This window comes from Paenarthrobacter sp. NPDC091711, from assembly GCF_044756605.1.
Taxonomy (GTDB): domain Bacteria; phylum Actinomycetota; class Actinomycetes; order Actinomycetales; family Micrococcaceae; genus Arthrobacter.
This window is the reverse complement of sequence record NZ_JBIVTF010000007.1, coordinates 135,265-153,193: the sequence shown is the minus strand read 5'-3', so window position 1 is coordinate 153,193 and position 17,929 is coordinate 135,265. Positions and strand designations below refer to the sequence as shown.

At 62.5% G+C, this 17,929-nt stretch carries 13 protein-coding genes and 2 tRNA genes; 11 read left to right on the top strand and 4 right to left on the bottom strand.

The window, feature by feature from the left end; translation table 11 throughout:
- The first annotated feature begins 38 nt into the window (after positions 1-38).
- Positions 39-126 (top strand) — tRNA-Ser (locus tag ACIQH5_RS12935).
- 38 nt (positions 127-164) lie between these two features.
- On the opposite strand, the gene ACIQH5_RS12930 is transcribed toward ACIQH5_RS12935, so the two are convergent.
- Together ACIQH5_RS12930 and ACIQH5_RS12925 are read right to left on the bottom strand one after the other, a co-directional pair.
- On the bottom strand, positions 165-1,595 hold the full coding sequence (locus tag ACIQH5_RS12930) for an MFS transporter (RefSeq protein WP_400403802.1): 1,431 nt from the start codon (positions 1,593-1,595) through the stop codon (positions 165-167).
- 223 nt (positions 1,596-1,818) lie between these two features.
- Positions 1,819-3,981 carry a RecQ family ATP-dependent DNA helicase gene (locus ACIQH5_RS12925; RefSeq protein ID WP_400403800.1) on the bottom strand — a complete coding sequence of 721 codons (2,163 nt, stop codon included), beginning with the start codon at positions 3,979-3,981 and terminating at the stop codon, positions 1,819-1,821.
- Between the two features lie 124 nt (positions 3,982-4,105).
- Between ACIQH5_RS12925 and ACIQH5_RS12920 the strand changes: the two genes are divergently transcribed.
- From ACIQH5_RS12920 to ACIQH5_RS12900, 5 genes are all read left to right on the top strand, one after another.
- Positions 4,106-5,524 carry a phosphomannomutase/phosphoglucomutase gene (locus tag ACIQH5_RS12920; protein WP_400403798.1) on the top strand — a complete coding sequence of 473 codons (1,419 nt, stop codon included), beginning with the start codon at positions 4,106-4,108 and terminating at the stop codon, positions 5,522-5,524.
- Between the two features lie 12 nt (positions 5,525-5,536).
- On the top strand, positions 5,537-6,457 hold the full coding sequence (locus ACIQH5_RS12915) for a hypothetical protein (RefSeq protein WP_400403796.1): 921 nt from the start codon (positions 5,537-5,539) through the stop codon (positions 6,455-6,457).
- Positions 6,454-6,909, top strand: a complete 456-nt coding sequence (locus ACIQH5_RS12910; protein WP_400403794.1) for a hypothetical protein — start codon at positions 6,454-6,456, stop codon at positions 6,907-6,909. Before ACIQH5_RS12915 ends, ACIQH5_RS12910 begins: the two co-directional genes overlap by 4 nt.
- A 22-nt stretch (positions 6,910-6,931) precedes the next feature.
- A complete protein-coding gene (locus ACIQH5_RS12905) occupies positions 6,932-7,402 on the top strand; it encodes an RrF2 family transcriptional regulator (protein WP_400403792.1) in 471 nt (156 codons plus the stop codon).
- A 151-nt stretch (positions 7,403-7,553) separates the two neighbouring features.
- Complete coding sequence (locus ACIQH5_RS12900) at positions 7,554-8,711, top strand: globin domain-containing protein (RefSeq protein ID WP_400403790.1); 1,158 nt, start codon at positions 7,554-7,556, stop codon at positions 8,709-8,711.
- Positions 8,712-8,814: 103 nt separating this feature from the next.
- Here the strand turns inward: ACIQH5_RS12900 and ACIQH5_RS12895 are convergent, their stop codons facing one another.
- Positions 8,815-10,641: a phosphoenolpyruvate carboxykinase (GTP) gene (locus ACIQH5_RS12895; RefSeq protein ID WP_400403787.1), complete on the bottom strand. Its 1,827-nt coding sequence runs from the start codon at positions 10,639-10,641 to the stop codon at positions 8,815-8,817.
- 284 nt (positions 10,642-10,925) lie between these two features.
- Between ACIQH5_RS12895 and ACIQH5_RS12890 the strand changes: the two genes are divergently transcribed.
- A tRNA-Arg gene (locus ACIQH5_RS12890) sits at positions 10,926-10,999 on the top strand.
- 223 nt (positions 11,000-11,222) lie between these two features.
- On the opposite strand, the gene ACIQH5_RS12885 is transcribed toward ACIQH5_RS12890, so the two are convergent.
- Positions 11,223-11,951, bottom strand: coding sequence for a FadR/GntR family transcriptional regulator (locus ACIQH5_RS12885; protein WP_400403784.1), 729 nt, complete (start codon positions 11,949-11,951; stop codon positions 11,223-11,225).
- A 323-nt stretch (positions 11,952-12,274) separates the two neighbouring features.
- On the opposite strand from ACIQH5_RS12885, the gene ACIQH5_RS12880 reads away from it, so the two are divergent.
- The 4 genes from ACIQH5_RS12880 (at position 12,275) to ACIQH5_RS12865 (ending at position 17,898) form a co-directional block, all read left to right on the top strand.
- Complete coding sequence (locus ACIQH5_RS12880) at positions 12,275-13,912, top strand: ABC transporter substrate-binding protein (RefSeq protein ID WP_400403782.1); 1,638 nt, start codon at positions 12,275-12,277, stop codon at positions 13,910-13,912.
- 102 nt (positions 13,913-14,014) lie between these two features.
- On the top strand, positions 14,015-14,971 hold the full coding sequence (locus ACIQH5_RS12875; protein WP_024819607.1) for an ABC transporter permease: 957 nt from the start codon (positions 14,015-14,017) through the stop codon (positions 14,969-14,971).
- 3 nt (positions 14,972-14,974) lie between these two features.
- A complete protein-coding gene (locus ACIQH5_RS12870) occupies positions 14,975-17,095 on the top strand; it encodes a dipeptide/oligopeptide/nickel ABC transporter permease/ATP-binding protein (RefSeq protein ID WP_400403779.1) in 2,121 nt (706 codons plus the stop codon).
- Positions 17,092-17,898 (top strand): ATP-binding cassette domain-containing protein, encoded by an 807-nt coding sequence (locus tag ACIQH5_RS12865; RefSeq protein ID WP_142936606.1) that lies wholly within the window; start codon positions 17,092-17,094, stop codon positions 17,896-17,898. Before ACIQH5_RS12870 ends, ACIQH5_RS12865 begins: the two co-directional genes overlap by 4 nt.
- Positions 17,899-17,929: the final 31 nt, after the last annotated feature.

Sequence of the window (17,929 nt, the reverse complement as noted above, 5' to 3'; positions counted from 1 at the left end):
ACGTTCTGCGTATCCTTGGTGGGCTAGCAATAGCAAAGGGAGACGTGCCAGAGCGGCCGAATGGGCTTCACTGCTAATGAAGTGTGGGGCACAACTCCACCGGGGGTTCAAATCCCCCCGTCTCCGCGAACAGGTCCCGGTTTTCGAACCGGGACCTTTTGCGTTTAATTGCGCTTGGCTCCGCCGCTGACCTCGGCCCCTGCGTGACGGTGGAGGCTCAGGCTGTCCGCAGTGCTGATCAGCATCAAGACGGCCATGGCAATGAACGCCCCTTTGTAGGCCGACACCTGATCCGCCCCGAACACATGCGTGGTCTCGAAAAGGCGCAGGAATAGGGCACCCACCGCGATGCCTGCCGCGGCCGCCAACTGAACAAGCGTTGCAGAGATCGCGTTGGCTGAGGGCAACTGCAACGGAACGATGTCCGCGTACTGCACCGAGGCGTAGGCGGAGAACCCGATCGAACGGAAAGCACCGCTGAACAACAGCAGGGCGAAAATCAGTGGCTCGGGTGTTTGGGCGTCCAGGAAGGCGCACAAAGCGAAGGTCACTGCGGAGGCGAACGATGCAAAGACGAGCACCGGTTTGAATCCAAAGCGCCTGATGAGGGGCGTAGTGGCCGGCTTGATGCCGATGTTTCCCACGAACACGGCCGCAACCATTACCCCGGCTTTCAGGGGATCCCAGCCAAATCCGTCCTGGAACATCAAGGGCAGCAGGAAAGGAACCGAACTGATGGTCAGCCGATAGATGAAACCGCCTGTGGAGGTCGCCCTGAAAGTTCTGGTGCCAAAGACGCTCAGATTGAACAGTGGGACGCGCGCCTTCCTCATCCACCACACGGCACCGGCCAAAGACAGCAGGCCTCCAACAACCACCATCACGGCTAGCACATTGGACGCGTGGCCGCCCAAGGTTTCCAGGCCAACCACGAGGGCACCCACGCCCAGTGTGGTGAGAAGGAGCCCGAACCAGTCCAGGCGACGCTTGGCATCAAAAGTTGTTCGCGGCACCAGCCTGAGTGCAGCGATGAAGGCTGCAAGGCCTAGCGGGACGTTGATGATGAAGATCCAGTGCCATGACAGGAAAGTGGTGAGGGCGCCGCCCACCATCGGAGCCAGGACCGGTGCCAGGAGGCCAGGCCAAACGAGATACGCGGTGGCACGGAGGAGCTCCGATTTGGGGGTGCCCCTCAGGACCACCAATGTGCCTACCGGAACCATCATGGCTCCGCCCATCCCTTGGGCGACTCGGCTCAGTGTCAGCATGGTCAGGTCCGTACTGATGGCGCACAGCAACGATGCGATGGTGAACACCGATATCGCCAGGCAGAAGATCCGGCGGGCACCGAACCTCTCGGCAAGCCAACTGCTCAACGGGATGCCCATGGCCACCGTCACCAAGTAGGCGGTCATAGTGATGTTGATATCCGCCGGAGCCACGCTGAAGTCGGAGGCAATGCTTGGTATGGCAGTGGTGAGGATCGTCCCGTCGAGGAACTCCATGAAGAACGTTGCCGCAACCAAGAGGGCCAGCCGTGGCCGCCAACTGGTTTCGTCGGAAGTTTCGACGTCGGCGCTGGGGTTTGTGCTCATGGCTCCGGTCCAAGTTCTGGCTGGTGGCCTGCGACGGGGAAGCAGGCGTGTTTGCTCGATCCTATAGACGCAAAGTGGGAGCGATCACAACATGACGTAAATCTACCGAGGGTGAGCCCTCCGGCCTGCCGCGTCAACAAGCTGCTACCGGGTTAGTACAGCTAGTCCGTCGGTGAGCTATCCAGCCCGTGAGGACCGTCCTGGGTCCCAGCCGTCCCGGACCCTAGCCTGCCTGAGCCAGCCCCAGTGGGAGAACGGCGCCCACACCAGCTTGGCGCAACGCCCGGGCAGATACGGTCATGGTCCAACGGCTGTCAATGATGTCGTCCACCAGCAACACGGGCTGCCCTCCTGTACCCGCCAACGCCTGAGCGAGCTCGGGTCCCACAACGAGGCGGTCCCACACGCCGGCCAGCCTGTAGGCGCTGTTGCCTCCGCGGGCACCGGTTGGCCCTCCGTGTTGGGGTTGCAACTGCCCCAGGTAAGGCATCCGTCCTATTCCGGCAATTCCCTGCGCCAAGGACTCCACCAACTGGGGCTTGCTCCGGGACGGGATGCTGACTACCGCCGCTGGACGTCCAACGCCGCTCCACGGCGTTCCTCCTTCGGCCCCCGACCACTCGCGCAGAACTTGGACGCAGGCCTGCAGCATGGCAGGATCCACGGCGCGGTCCGGAGCTCCTGCGGCGAACAGCTCCCTCAAGGCACCGCCCCAGCCCAGGTCGGTGAGCCTGGCAAGGACCCGCCCTTCGGAGACGCTCTCATCCGGCTTGATCTTTCCCTTGACCGCCACCCCGAGCCTGTCCATTCCGCTGGGCCACTGAAGGCGCGGCTCAACGGCGATGCCCGCGCGGCGGAGAGTTTGTCCCGCGGCATCGGCTGCCGAAGCCGCCACATCCACAGGGAACCATCGCCCGGCGCAGTTGTCGCAGCGTCCGCAAGCGGCTGCTGTTTCGTCATCCAGGACGGAGGTGATGAACTCCATGCGGCAACCGGCTGTGTCCTGGTAGATCACCATGGAGTCCTGCTCATCCACGCGGGCCTCGGCGATGCGCGCGTAGCGCTCGGCGTCGTAGGTCCACGGTGTGCCGGTGGATCGCCAACCGCCACCGACGCGTTCCACGGCGCCATCAACGGCCAGGACTTTGAGGAGCAGTTCCAACGGTGTGCGGCGAAGGTCCACGCGGGCCTCCAAAGCGACAGTGGAAAGAGCTGCCCCTGCCTCCCCCAGCACGCTCAGCACCGCGTCAGCCTTCTCAGCCGAGGGCATGGATGCTGTGGCGAAATACTGCCAGATTTCGCGGTCTTCGGAGCCCGGCAGCAGCAGGACATCTGCGTTGGCTGCTCCACGGCCTGCACGGCCTACCTGCTGGTAATAGGCAACCGGAGACGACGGAGCACCCAGGTGGATCACGAATCCCAGGTCCGGTTTGTCGAAGCCCATACCCAGTGCCGATGTGGCCACAAGGGCTTTCACTTGGTTGTCCTTGAGGAGTTGTTCCGCGCGCTCCCGGTCGGCGGGGTCCGTCCGTCCTGTGTAGGACAGGACGTTGTGCCCGGCCTCCGAAAGGAGCCGCGCAGTATCCTCCGCCGCCGAGACTGTGAGCGTGTAGATAATGCCGCTTCCAGGCATGTCTGAAAGGTGCGTCAGAAGCCACCCCAGTCGATCCCGGGAATCGGGCAGTGTCAGAACCCCGAGTCGCAGTGACTCGCGACCCAGCGCGCCACGGATGGTCAGTACTCCCGCACCCAGCTGTTCCTCGATGTCATGAACCACCCTGGAGTTGGCGGTGGCTGTGGTGGCCAGGACAGGGACAGAGTCCGGCAACTGGGCAATGAGGTCCGCAATCCGGCGGTAGTCAGGGCGAAAGTCGTGTCCCCAGTCCGAAATACAGTGAGCCTCGTCAATCACCAGGAGCCCGGTTCGACGGATGAGCTCCGGGAGCTGGTTCTCCCTGAAGGAAGGGTTGGTGAGCCGTTCCGGGGAAACCAGAAGGACGTCAACCTCGTCCGAGGCCAATTGGTCCAGGACCGTGTCCCATTCCAGGGCGTTAGCGGAGTTGATGGCGACGGCCCGCACGCCTGCCCGGGCTGCAGCGGCCACTTGATCACGCATAAGGGCCAGCAACGGCGACACAATGAGCGTTGGCCCGGCGCCCCGCCTTCGCAGCAGCAATGACGCGACGAAGTAGACCGCTGACTTCCCCCAACCGGTGCGCTGAACCACCAGGGTCCGGCGGCTCGCGTCCACCAACGCCTCGATGGCCTCGTACTGTCCGTCATGGAACTGCGCTTCGGGGTGGCCCACCAACTCACGAAGGCACGCCAGAGCCTGCTGATGGGTAGGTGATTGCACGGAAACGGCAGCGTTGGAGTTGTTGGCCATCAACCCAGTATTCCAGCCGACCCTGACCGCCAGAACCCGGCCGCCCGGCTATGTGGACAACCGCTATCCACAGGTCCGGCGTTCAGTTCAACCCCAGCTGGGTTGCCACAGTAGGATTGAGCCCGTGACTAGCGAGCAAAACAAGACATTCGACCTCTCGGCTTCCTTCAAGGCGTACGACGTCCGGGGCATCGTGGGTGAAACCATCACGGCTGAAATCGTCGAGGCTGTTGGCGCTGCCTTCATTGACGTCCTTGGCCTGGAGGGCGAAACGGTACTGGTTGGCGGCGACATGCGCCCCTCCTCTCCTGAGTTCAGCCAGGCGTTTGCCAACGGCGCAGCCACACGTGGCGCTAACGTCCAGTTGCTGGACCTCATCTCAACTGATGAGCTCTACTACGCCTGCGGGGCCCTGAACGCCGCCGGCGCAACGTTCACCGCCAGTCACAACCCCGCCGCCTACAACGGGATCAAGATGTCCAAGGCCGGCGCCCAGCCCATCTCCTCCGAGAGCGGCTTGAAGGAAATCCAGGCCCTCGCCGAGGAGTACCTGAACACGGGCATGATCCCCGCCGCAGCCACGCGGGGCGAGATCGGCGTCCATGACGTCCTGAAGGATTACTCCGAATACCTGCGGAAGCTCGTGGACCTTTCGGGCTCGCGTCCGCTGAAGATCGTGGTGGATGCAGGCAACGGCATGGCCGGCCTCACCACCCCCGCAGTACTGGGCGACAAACTCCTCCCGGCACTGCCCTTCGAGATCATTCCCCTCTACTTCGAACTTGACGGCTCGTTCCCGAACCACCCCGCCAACCCCTTGGAGCCGGAAAACCTGCGCGATCTCCAGGCTGCCGTCGTCAAGCACGGCGCCGACATCGGCCTCGCATTCGACGGCGACGCGGACCGCTGCTTCGTCATTGATGAGAAGGGCGAACCCGTTTCCCCGTCTGCGATCACCGGCATGGTGGCCCGGCGTGAAATCGCCCGCGCCCAGGCCGCAGGCGAAGAGACCCCGGTGATCATTCACAATCTCCTCACTTCCAAGGCCGTGCCCGAGCTCGTGGCGAAGGACGGCGGCCGTGCCGTACGGACCCGCGTAGGACACTCGTTCATCAAGGCTGTCATGGCCGAGGAAGGTGCCGTGTTCGGCGGTGAGCACTCAGCACACTTCTACTTCCGGGATTTCTGGAACGCTGACACCGGCATGCTTGCCGCAATGCACGTTCTCGCCGCCTTGGGCGAGCAGGACGGTCCGCTGTCCGAGCTGGGCCGCCAATACGAACCGTACGTCTCCTCCGGTGAGATCAACTCCGAGATCGAGGACAAGGCCGGCGCCGTGGAACGCGTTCGCTTGGACTTCGAAACCGAAGACATCGACATCGATCACATGGACGGCAGCACGTTCACGGCCAAGGACGGCAGCTGGTGGTTCAACCTCCGCCCGTCCAACACGGAGCCTTTCCTGCGCCTGAATGCTGAAGCCAAGGACCAGGCCACCATGGAAAAGATCCGCGATCGCGTCCTGGCGCTGGTCCGGGTCTAAGGGCTGGCCGGCATGACGCAGATTCCGTCCGAGGCACGAACCTCGCCCGAGTCCGAATTGGCTGCAGTCGTGGCCGAAGCTCTTAGACTGGCCGACGCTCAGTTGGTCATTAATAAGGGTTTCGCCCCCTTCGTCTTCATGCTCGACGCAGACGGCACCATCCACCGCGGCGAAGTTCCACAGGAAATCCAAGGGACCATGCCCCCGGATCCAATGCTGTCCGTGAAGCTGACCATTGATCTCTTCTCGGACCATGCCGAAAACCTCCTCGCCATGGTTGCTGTCCTGGATCCACAAGCGGGCAAGAAAGAGGACACGCTCCACCTCTGGGCTGAACACCGTAGTGGCATCAGCCAGATCATCCGTGTGGACTTCACCCGCAAGAAGTTCTTGAAGCACCCCGTCTTGAGCGACCCCAGGGTAGAAGCCCAGGAACCCTATGTATGGAACGGTGAAGGGACGAATGCTGCTGAAGAATGGTGGCATGAGGGCCTCTCTGAGCAGGCCATCCAAGATGTTTTCAATCTTGTTGGTGCGGCCGTTCCTTTCGCCCAGGATCAGTTGGCAAAGAACGGCTCGTTGGCGCCGTACGGTGTTACTGCCGATCTCGGTGGCGAAATCGGCCAGCATATGGCCTACCACGATCCCAACGAGGATGACGAGATCGATTCTGCAGAGTCCGTCCGGATGATGACCGAGGGCTTCCGCCACAAGATGGAGTCATTACGCGGGACGTGCATTATCAGCGATGTCCGGCTCACCCCCAGTAGCGGTGAGGGCGTTGCCCTTGACGCACTCAGGCTCCACATTGAACACACCGAGGGTCTTTCCATGCTCCTTTTGAAACCCTATGAGATTGACGAACAGTCTCAGGCTGTCGCCTTCGGAGAGACGGCAGTGGTACCGACTCCTGCTCAGGTGTGGTCGGCATGAGCGAGCAGTCCTCCACCACACCTGGCGAGGGTGAGTCAGTCCAGGACCGGGAACTCCGCGAGACGCTGGGCACAGCCCTCGGGACCGCTCAAGAGCATCTCCAGCAGAACGGCGGGTTCCTTCCGTTTGCCGTCACACTGTCGGACGACGGCGAGCTCCGGATTGTTCTGGTCACTCCAGGGGAACCTGACGAGCATGGTGACATCGATGCCGGCGGGATGCTGGCCGACATCCACGAACTACTGCGCCAGGGCCGTGATGACTTCAAGGCTGTATCCGTTGTGAGTGACGTCAGCCTGCCGGATCATGGATCTGACGGCATCCATGGCGCAGCCGAACACCGGGACGGGGAAGTCCGCGCAGCGATTATTCCCTACACTCCCACCGTGGACGGTTTCGCCTTTAGCGGTATGGAGCCCGATACCCACGAACCATCCATTTGGGTGGACTAGACGCTACCCGTGAGCTGATCCCATGAAAATCAACGCCTTCGCAGATGTCAGCCTCCGCGCCATCATGGTGTTGGCTGCGGCTCCCGAAGGCACGCTGCTGACCACGCAAGCGGTGGCCGATGCTGTGGGAACGCCCTACAACCACGTCAGCAAGGCAATGGTCCGCTTGCGTGCGCTGGGCTACATCGATGTTGAACGGGGACGGCTGGGCGGTTCCCGGCTCAATGAGTCCGGGCGCAGGGCCACGGTTGGAGAAGTCCTTCGGCACTTGGACAGCCGCCAGGATCCAGCGGAGTGCCAGTCCCCCACGAAGAACTGCCCGCTCATCAATGAATGCGGCCTGCGCCATGCGATGAACCGGGCCCGGGAGGCCTTCTACACGGAGCTCGATTCCGTGGTTATCGCTGCCCTCCCCCACGCACGCCAGATGAACCCGGTGTTCCAGTCCATCGGGCTGCGGCCGGAGTTCAGGACGCCAGCAACACAGTCGTAGCCCCCGCAGGCAAAAGCAGCAGGCCTCAGCAGCCAACTCCATTCCGGTTTGCGCAACTCTTCTACGCAGTGTAGAACTTGGGATATAAATATAGGCATTTCGAATGCTTATATATTCGGTCGGCACCCCGGCCCCGACAACCAGGAGAACCATGCTCTCGGAAAAGTCCCGCCCCATCATCGAAGCCACGTTGCCGTTGGTAGGTTCACGGATCGGCACGATCACCGTCGACTTCTACAATCGACTTTTCACCGCGCACACTGAATTGCTCGACGGACTCTTCAGCCGTTCCAACCAGCGCTCCGGGGATCAGCAGCGGGCCTTGGCCGGGAGCATCGCCGCCTTTGCCACCCACTTGATCGACAACCCAGGTACCCTCCCGGAAAAAGTTCTGTCCCGCATAGCCCACAAGCACGCCTCCCTCGGAATTACCGAGGACCAGTACGGAGTTGTCTACGAGCACCTCTTCGCAGCCATCGCCGCTGACTTGGCCGAGGTCATCACGCCGGAAATCGCCGAAGCATGGACAGAGGTCTACTGGCTCATGGCCGATGCCCTGATCAAGCTCGAGAAGGACCTCTACGCTTCACAGTCAAACGGCAAGATGTGGATGCCATGGCGGGTCACAGCTAAGGATCCGGCGGGCACGGACGCCATGACCTTCACCCTGGAGCCGGCCGACGACACTCCTGTCACGGCAGCAAAACCTGGTCAGTACGTCAGCGTCAAGGTCCAGCTCCCGGATGGGCTCCGCCAGGTTCGCCAGTATTCACTGTCCGGTGACACGGGCACCAGCAGGGTCTTTACCACCAAGCTGAACGACGGCGGTGAGGTATCCACCGCCCTCCATATCGGCGTCGAACCTGGTGACATCCTTGAGATCTCGAATCCTTACGGCGAAATTTCCCTCAGGGAGGGAGATGGCCCGGTCATCCTGGCATCGGCGGGCATCGGCTGCACCCCCGCGGCATCCATCCTGCGGGCGCTCGCGCAGACAGGTACCGGCCGGCAAGTGATGGTCCTGCATGCTGAGAAAACCATGGAGAACTGGGCACTCAGCGGACAGATGACGGCGGACGCCGCGAAAATCGATGCCGAGCTGCAGTTGTGGCTGGAAAGTCCCCAGCAAGGTTCCAAGGAGGGCTTCATGTCGCTGCGCGAGGTGGACCTGCCCGCCGACGCGTCGCTTTACCTTTGCGGCCCGCTCCCCTTCATGAAGAAGATCCGCGACGAAGCCATTGACGCCGGAATTCCGGCCACCCGCATTCATTACGAAGTGTTCGGCCCTGACGTTTGGCTCGCCAACTAAGTCACGCGATCCAGGACCCAGCACGACGGCGGCCCGCCACCTTTCATGCGAAAGGTGACGGGCCGTCGTCGTTCACTTAAGAACGCCGTTGTTCCTAAGAGGTCTAGCCCAGACGGGTCTTGAGACCGTCCAGCTCCGACTGGAGTGCCGCCGGGAGCGATTCGCCGAAGTTGGCGAACCATTCCTCGATGGATGCCAGCTCGGTGGCCCATTCCTCAGGGTCGACGCGAACAGCGGACTCAACCTCGGCAGGAGTCATGTCCAAGCCTTCGAGGTCGATGGATTCACCGGTCGGCACGAAACCGATAGGGGTTTCCACAGCGTCAGCCTTGCCCTCCAGGCGCTCGATGGCCCACTTGAGCACACGGGCGTTGTCCCCGAAGCCAGGCCAGGCGAAGCCGCCTTCAGCCGTGCGACGGAACCAGTTGACCAGGAAGATCTTGGGCAGACGCTCCGGGTTCGCCTTGGCGGACAGGTTCACCCAGTGGTTCAGGTAATCGCCGGCGTCGTAACCGATGAACGGAAGCATTGCCATGGGATCGCGGCGGACAACGCCAACGGCGCCAGCGGCAGCCGCCGTGGTTTCCGAAGACAGCGTGGAGCCCATGAAGATGCCGTTGGACCAGTCGCGGGCCTCGGTGACCAGCGGGATGGTGGTCTTGCGGCGGCCACCGAACAGGATCGCGGAGAGTTCCACGCCGCCCGGGCTGAAGTACTCCTCGGCCAGCATGTCGATCTGGTCGATCGGGGTGCAGAAGCGGGAGTTCGGGTGCGCAGCCGGGGCGTCGGAGTCCGGAGTCCAGGACTCACCGCGCCAGTCGGTCAGGTGCGACGGAGTTTCCTCGGTCATGCCTTCCCACCAGACGCCACCGTCGTCGGTCAATGCGACGTTGGTGAAGATGCTGTTGCCCTTGGCGATGGCACGCATGGCGTTGGGGTTGGTGCCCCAGCCGGTTCCCGGTGCGACGCCGAAGAGTCCTGCCTCGGGGTTGACGGCGCGGAGCTCGCCTTCCTTACCGAAGCGCATCCACGTGATGTCGTCGCCCAGGGTCTCAACTTTCCAGCCCTTGATGGTGGGGTCGAGCAACGCGAGGTTGGTCTTTCCGCAGGCGGACGGGAAGGCAGCGGAGACGTAGTAGGTCTTCTGCTCGGGGGAGGTCAGCTTGAGGATGAGCATGTGCTCGGCAAGCCAGCCCTCGTCGCGTGCCATCACCGAAGCGATGCGCAGCGCGTAGCATTTCTTGCCCAGGAGGGCGTTTCCGCCGTAGCCGGAGCCGAAGGACCAGATGGAGCGCTCTTCGGGGAAGTGAACAATCCACTTGTCGGTGTTGCACGGCCACGCGACGTCGGCCTGGCCGGCTTCGAGCGGTGCACCCAGCGAGTGCAATGCCGGAACGAAGAAAGCATCGGTCTGCGTGATGCGGTCAAGGACGTCCGTACCGATGCGGGCCATGATGCGCATGGAGGCAACAACGTAGGCGGAGTCGGTGATCTCGACGCCAAACTTCGGGTCCTCAGCATCCAGGTGGCCCATGACGAACGGAATGACGTACATGGTGCGGCCGCGCATGGAGCCGGCGAACAGTCCGCGCAGCTTCTGCTTCATCTCGGCCGGGGCCATCCAGTTGTTGGTGAAGCCTGCGTCGCGCTCGTTCTCGGAGCAGATGAAGGTCTGCTCTTCCACACGGGCAACGTCAGCGGGATCGGAGAACGCCGCGAAGGAATTCGGGAACGTTTCCGGGTTCAGCCGCTTCAGCGTGCCGGCCTCAACCAGTTCGTCCGTGAGCTTCTTGTTTTCTGCTTCGCTGCCATCAACCCAGTGGATGCGGTCCGGCTGAGTCAGCTCGGCAACTTCCTCAACCCAGGCCAGCAGGCGTGCATGCGTAGTAGGTGCCTTCTCAAGCAGCGGCAGTCGCGCCAGATCGCCCATTGCGGTTCCCTTCCTCGGGTTCAGTGGTGTGTCCTAAACGATAGGGGCCGCGGACCAGACCAATCCGCTGTCAGACATCGGACATCCATGGTGGCGGGAAGGGAAAACCGCTAGAAATCAGGGTTTGATGATCACGGAAGCGGATTTTAAGTGACGAAGGTCACGTAGACCGGTCTAGTTGCCTAGATTACAGCTTTTCGATTTGGAACTTCACATGAACTTCTGTAAAGTTTATTGAGGTTCGAGGGGGTCAGAGAAACAGACCGCCGAGAATCACACGAAATGCGCCCATAGCTCAGCTGGATAGAGCGTCTGTCTACGGAACAGAAGGTCAGGGGTTCGAATCCCTTTGGGCGCACAGATGAAGACCCGCACCGGTTCGCCGGTGCGGGTCTTTTTTATGCCCGGCTGACCCATGTAAGTAGCAGATCAGGTCGTTCTCAGCGCCGGGAACGACCTGATCTGCTACCTACTTGGGTGAGGTGAGCACAGCGGCAGGTGACCCGCACGCAGAACCGCAAGGGCCGCCGTCGTACTTTCCGAAAAAGTACGACGGCGGCCCTTGCGTTGGGCGCGGAGGCTTAGTCCCCCACGGCCTCAGTGATGCGGCGACGGATGCCGTCGAAGTGCCGGTTCAGCAGTTCGGACGCCGAAACTTTGTCCCCGGCTGCGACTGCGGCGTAGATGCTGCGGTGCATGGCGGCAGTTTTCGCCAGGTCCTCGTTGCCGGGACCGATCTCCACATGGATTTTCCGGTAAACCTTCCAGAAGACGCCCATGAGGTTGATCAGGAGCTCGTTGTTGAGGGGCTCGAAAAGGCGGCGGTGGAACTCGGCGTCCGCGGCAACAAAGTTTTCGCCGGCGGCAGCAAGTTCTTCCATCTGCTTCACGGCTTCTTCAATGGAGGCGAGCTGCTCCTTGGTCATGACGTCGATGGACGAGCCAATCAGGCCTGATTCCAGCGCCTGGCGAACGTCCACCAGCTGCAACGCTTCCAAGCCCTGGTGGCGGAGGGAAAGCCGGCCCCGGAAGGTGAGACCGTCCGCAAGGGCATCGAAGTTGCTCGGTGCCACGAACATGCCGAAGCCATGACGGATCTCAATGACGCCCAGCGCCTGGAGAACCTTGAGGGATTCCCGGAGCGTATTGCGCCCCACTCCGAGTGCGCCGGAAAGCTCGCTCTCGGTGGGCAATGGATCGCCTGCCTCGAGCTCGCGCTCAAGGATCAATTCCATAATGTCCGACTGCAGGGCACGCAGCCGGGCCTGTGCACTGAACCGCGCCTGCGGAACCACACCGGAAGTTGTCATGGCTTTCTCCTTGCCGATGCACCTGCCCCTCGGACCCGCTGAGGCCAGCCCGGGAAGTACGTGCGGTGTTAATATTGAGGCGAGCTTATAGCCCAGCCAAGATGAGTGACTCGCAACATACAATATCGGATGTCCCACCTCCGTCATAGCTATGTACCGTGAAATCGTTGAGATTTCCCCTCAGGGCTGGCCGCAGCCGGCAATCATCCCAGAGCGCAGCCGAAGCACCAGCGCCTTTTCTCACTTGACGTTCCGTTGTGACCGCCCTTACAGTTTCACTACGAGCATCGGACGTCCTACATCCGATAACCCACGAAACGCGAATGGTGAGGCACCCTATGAGCAAGACGATCCACAGCCTGCCGCTGGTCAACGACGCCAGCCGCCGGAACTTCCTGAAGCTAAGCGGCGCAGTTGGTGCAGCAGCCGCCTTCACGGCAACCCTCTCTGCGTGCGGCGGCGCTGCCAGCACCACCACGGGCACCACCACCAACACGGCGGCCGTCAACAAGGACCTCACCATCGAGGCAGGCATCTCCTACGCACTGTCCACCGGCTTCGATCCCCTGAGTTCCTCCGGCGCCACACCGATGGCAGCCAACCTGCACATCTTCGAAGGCCTCATCGAACTCCACCCGGCAACCCGCCAGCCATACAACGCCCTCGCAGCGTCGGACCCCAAGAAGGTCAACGACACTACCTACCAGGTGACCATCCGCGAAGGTGCGAAGTTCCACGACGGCTCCCCCGTCACCACTGAGGACGTCGCCTTCTCCTTCACCCGTGTGATGGACCCGGCCAACAAGTCGCTGTTCTCCCAGTTCATCCCCTTCATCCAGGACGTCAAGCCGCTGGACGCGAAGACGGTGGAGTTCACCCTTAAGTACGCCTTCCCCGGCTTCGGCCCCCGCATCTCGGTGGTCAAGATCGTCCCCAAGGCACTCGCCACGGACCTGAAGGCCTTCGACGCTTCACCCGTGGGATCCGGCCCGTACAAGCTCATCTCGGCAGTCAAGGACGACAAGATCGTCTTCGAAGCTTTCGCCGATTACAACGGCCCCAAGCCGGCACTGGCCAAGGGCATGACCTGGCTGCTGCTCTCCGACGCCGCAGCCCGCGTCACCGCAGTCCAGTCCGGCCGCGTTCAGGCGATCGAAGACGTTCCTTACCTGGACGTCGACGGCCTGAAGTCCAAGGTCAAGGTTGAGTCCGTCCAGTCCTTCGGCCTGCTGTTTCTCATGTTCAACTGCGCCAAGGCACCGTTCGACAACAAACTGGTCCGTCAGGCCCTGCACTACGGCATGGACAAAGAATCCATCATCAAGAAGGCCCTGTTCGGCAACGCCAAGGCCGCCACGTCCTACTTCCAGGAAGGCCACCCGGACTACGTCAAGGCCAAGAACGTCTACGGCTTCGATACGTCCAAGGCAGAAGAACTTCTGAAGCAGGCCGGCGTCACCAACCTCGAGTTCGAACTCCTCACCACGGACACCGCCTGGGTCAAGGACGTCGCACCACTGATCCTCGAATCCTGGAACAAGATCCCCGGCGTCAAGGTCACCGTGAAGAGCCTCCAGTCCGGCGCTTTGTACAGCGACCGCGTGGGCAAGGGCGACTTCTCCGTAGTTGCAGCCCCGGGCGATCCGTCCGTCTTCGGCAACGATGCAGACCTGCTGCTGAGCTGGTTCTACTCGGGCGCAACGTGGATGGACAAGCGTGCCTTCTGGACCACCCCGGAGCGCACCAAACTGCAGGAGCTCATGAACAAGGGCTCCCAGGCATCCGGTGACGAGGCCAAGAAGATCGTGGGCGAAATCGTGGACATGGTCTCCGATGAGGTTCCCCTGTACCCGGTCTTCCACCGCCAACTCCCCAGCGCCTGGGATGAGAAGAAGCTCAACGGCTTCCAGCCGCTTCCCACCACCGGCCTGTCGTTCATCGACGTCGGACGAACCGCCTAAAGCACCCCTCGCGTTGTGGGGCCCGCTCTGCGGCCTAAATCCCCCAAATAGCCCGCAGAGCGGGCCCCGCAACCAGCAGCACCCAACCAACCGGAGAACAAATTGGTCACGATATTGCGTTTGCTTGGCCGCAGACTTGCAGCATTGCCATTGATGATCCTGGGCATTACGTTGCTCGTCTTCCTCGTCCTGCAGGCCGCTCCTGGCGACCAGGCAAGCTCCGCCCTCGGTGACGGCGCCAGCGAAGAAGCCAAGCAGCAGTACCGCCAGGACAATGGCCTGAACGATCCCCTGGTCCTGCAGTACTTCCGCTTCCTCGGCAAGCTCCTTCAGTTCGACCTCGGCGTCACCACCCCACCGGCCAAGTCGGTGGCATCCATGATCGGCTCGGCGTTCCCCCTGACGCTCCAGCTCACCTTCCTTGGCGTCCTCATTGCGATCGTCCTCTCCCTGGCGTTCGGCATCCTCGGAGCCTTGTATCGCGATAAGTGGCAGGACCAGTTGGTCCGTGTCTTCTCCATCGCCGCGATCGCCACGCCGTCGTTCTGGCTCGGCATCCTGCTCATCCAGTGGTTCGCCCTCGGTGAGAACCCGATGTTCCCCTCAGGCGGAATTGCGACGCCGGAATCCGGCTTTGGCGGTTGGCTCAACTCGATGGCCCTCCCGGCACTCGCCCTCGGCATCCCCGTCTCAGCGTCGCTGATCCGCGTGGTCCGCACCTCCATGGTGGAGGAACTGGACCGCGACTACGTCCGCACCGCCATCGGCAACGGCGTCCCCTACCGCGAGGTGGTCTCCAAGAACGTCCTCCGCAACGCGCTCGTCACCCCGGTGACCGTGCTGGGACTCCGCGTCGGCTACCTGCTGGGTGGCGCCGTCGTGATTGAAATGATTTTCGCCCTGCCCGGCATGGGCCAGCTGATCCTCAACGGCATCACCAACCTGGACGTCAACCTGGTCCAGGGCGTGGTGCTCACCATCTCGGTCACCTTTGTTCTGGTGAACATCGTGGTGGACCTCCTCTACCTGCTCATCAACCCCCGAATCAGGACGGTATAGCTCATGCGCAGCAAGCTCGCAGAACGGCTAAGTGCCCCGGGCATTCGTTTCAAGGCCCTGCCCTGGGGCTCCCGTATCGCCCTGCTCTTCCTCATGGTGATTATCCTGGCGGCAATTTTCGCGCCGGTCATCGCACCGCACGATCCTCTGGAGACGTTCATTCCAGCCACGCCGCCGGGCGCCGAGCACTTCTTCGGCACCGACCGCCTGGGCCGTGACATCTTCTCCCGCCTCCTGTTCGGCGCACAGTCCTCGCTGATGATCGGCCTTGGCGCGGTTGCCCTGGCCATCGTTGCCGGTGCACTCCTCGGTTCCTTCGCGGCCACGTCCAGCAAGTCCGTGAACGAGATCATCATGCGGCTCATGGACATCCTCATGGCGTTCCCCGGCATCGCCCTGGCCGCCGTGCTGTTGGCAGCATTCGGCAACTCGGTCCCCACCATCATCATCGCCATCGCCATCATCTACACCCCGCAGCTGGCCCGCGTGGTCCGCGCCAACGTGCTGGCCCAATACGGCGAGGACTACGTCCGCGCCGAGCGTGTGATCGGTGCAGGCCGTTTCTACATCCTGGTCAAGCACATCGTCCGCAACACTGCCGCTCCCGTGCTGGTGTTCGCCACGGTCATGGTGGCCGACGCCATCATCCTCGAAGCCTCGCTGTCCTTCCTGGGCGCCGGCGTTCAGGACCCCGCTCCGTCCTGGGGCAACGTCATTTCCTACGGCCGCAACTTGGTCCTGTCCGGCGGCTGGTGGGCCACCACCTTCGCCGGTGTGACCATCCTGCTGACCGTGCTGTCACTGAACATCCTGGCCGAGGGCCTCACCGACGCCATGGTGAACCCGAAACTGCGCCGTGCCCCTGTTGTTACGGACGACGACGGCTCTACTGCTGCCGTGGCCGTGGACACCGAGGTTGCCACCTCCGTTGCCCAGCCTTCCGTGGTTGAGGCACACGAGCTCGACGGCGTCCGTGCAGCTTCCGCTGACGGCGTCGCTTCAGAGGCGGGAACCTCAGCCGTCCTCACCGACGTGAAGCTGGCCGCCGCCAACCCGCACCTCCTCCTGGACCGCGAACTGGAACTGCTCGCAGCCATCGAAGCGAAGCGCACCGACCGCCTCCCGCAGGTCTCCCCCGGTGCCCGCAATGTCCTTGAAGTGAAAAACCTGTCCATCCGATTCCCGGGCCGTTTCGGCGACATCGCGATCGTGGACAACGTCTCCTTCACTGTCCGCGAGGGCGAAACCATGGGCCTGGTGGGCGAATCCGGTTGTGGCAAGTCCATCACCTCCCTGGCCGTGATGGGGCTGCTGCCCAAGACCGCCCAGGTCACCGGCTCCATCAAGTTCGACGGCAAGGAACTCCTGGACGCCGCCACCAAGCACAGCAACCCGAAGGCCTATGAGGGCCTCCGCGGTGAACAAATTGCCATGGTCTACCAGGACGCGCTGAGCTCCCTGAACCCGTCCATGAAAATCAAGGACCAGATGGAGCAGCTCACCAAGCGCGGCGGCCGCAAGACCCCGGCCGAGCTGCTGGAAATGGTGAAACTGGATCCCGTCCGGACACTTGCCAGCTACCCGCACGAGCTCTCCGGCGGCCAGCGCCAACGCGTGCTGATCGCTATGGCCCTGTCCCGTTCGCCCAAGATCGTTGTTGCCGATGAGCCCACCACCGCCCTGGACGTCACTGTCCAGAAGCAGGTTGTGGACCTCCTCAACGAGCTGCGTGAACAACTCGGCTTCGCCATGGTTTTCGTCAGCCACGACCTCGCCCTGGTGGCCTCCCTGGCACACCGCATCACGGTGATGTACGCCGGCCAAGTGGTGGAATCCGCGCAGGCTTCGGAACTCCTGCAGAACCCCAAGCACGAGTACACCCGCGGCTTGCTGGGTGCTGTCCTCTCCATCGAGGCTGACGCTGTCCGCCTCCACCAGATCCCCGGCACTGTTCCGTCCCCTCGGGACTTCGCCACGGGCGACCGCTTCGCGGCCCGCTCACTGCGACCCGACGCCGATCCCCACCAGAAATTGGTCCTCACCACCGTCTCTTCGGTTTCCTCGGCGAACGGTGACGATGCCGATCACTACTGGGCGAGCCACTTGAAGGAGGATGCGAAATGAGTGAATCAACCGGCAAGCCGGTCATCGAGCTCAAGGACGTCAAGGTCTACCACCATGCACGAACCGGTGGCCTGTTCCGTCCGAACATCGTCAAGGCCGTGGACGGCGTGGACTTCACCATCAGCCGCGGCGAAACCGTCGGCATCGTGGGTGAGTCCGGCTGCGGCAAGTCCACCCTCGCTTCGGTGCTCGTGGGACTTCAGCCGCCGACGTCGGGCAAGGTTTTGTTCCACGGAAAGCCGGCCATCAAGCGGAACGCGGCCATGCGCAAGCAGTTTGGCCGCTCCGTTTCCGTGGTCTTCCAGGACCCGGCGACCGCCTTGAACCCGCGCATGACCATCCAGGACATCCTCACTGATCCCCTTCAGATCCACGGGATCGGCAACGCTGCTTCCCGCGCCGCCAAGGTCAAGGAACTCTTGGCGCTGGTTGGCTTGCCGCAATCGGCAGCCGAAGTGACGCCGTCGCAGGTTTCCGGCGGCCAGCGCCAGCGCGTGGCGATCGCCCGCGCGTTGGCTTTGGACCCGGACATCATCGTGGCGGACGAGCCGACGTCGGCGCTGGACGTTTCGGTCCGTGCGCAGGTCCTGAACCTGCTGTCCGATCTGAAGACCCAGCTGAACCTGGGCATGGTGTTCATTTCGCACGATATCCAAACGGTCCGCTACGTCTCGGACCGGATCTGCGTCATGTACTTCGGCAAGATCGTCGAACAAGGCTCCGCCGCGCAGGTCTTCGACAACCCGAGCAACGACTACACCAAGAAGCTGCTGGGCGCCGCGCCCAGCCTGCTTCACATCTAGTTTTTCCCTTCACAAGCTACAAACAACGGAG

Coding starts and splice junctions, on each gene's coding strand:
- ACIQH5_RS12930 (WP_400403802.1), bottom strand. CDS start 1,595: ATGAGCACAAACCCCAGCGCCGACGTCGAAACTTCCGACGAAACCAGT.
- ACIQH5_RS12925 (WP_400403800.1), bottom strand. CDS start 3,981: ATGGCCAACAACTCCAACGCTGCCGTTTCCGTGCAATCACCTACCCAT.
- ACIQH5_RS12915 (WP_400403796.1), top strand. CDS start 5,537: ATGACGCAGATTCCGTCCGAGGCACGAACCTCGCCCGAGTCCGAATTG.
- ACIQH5_RS12910 (WP_400403794.1), top strand. CDS start 6,454: ATGAGCGAGCAGTCCTCCACCACACCTGGCGAGGGTGAGTCAGTCCAG.
- ACIQH5_RS12905 (WP_400403792.1), top strand. CDS start 6,932: ATGAAAATCAACGCCTTCGCAGATGTCAGCCTCCGCGCCATCATGGTG.
- ACIQH5_RS12900 (WP_400403790.1), top strand. CDS start 7,554: ATGCTCTCGGAAAAGTCCCGCCCCATCATCGAAGCCACGTTGCCGTTG.
- ACIQH5_RS12895 (WP_400403787.1), bottom strand. CDS start 10,641: ATGGGCGATCTGGCGCGACTGCCGCTGCTTGAGAAGGCACCTACTACG.
- ACIQH5_RS12885 (WP_400403784.1), bottom strand. CDS start 11,951: ATGACAACTTCCGGTGTGGTTCCGCAGGCGCGGTTCAGTGCACAGGCC.
- ACIQH5_RS12880 (WP_400403782.1), top strand. CDS start 12,275: ATGGTGAGGCACCCTATGAGCAAGACGATCCACAGCCTGCCGCTGGTC.
- ACIQH5_RS12870 (WP_400403779.1), top strand. CDS start 14,975: ATGCGCAGCAAGCTCGCAGAACGGCTAAGTGCCCCGGGCATTCGTTTC.
- ACIQH5_RS12865 (WP_142936606.1), top strand. CDS start 17,092: ATGAGTGAATCAACCGGCAAGCCGGTCATCGAGCTCAAGGACGTCAAG.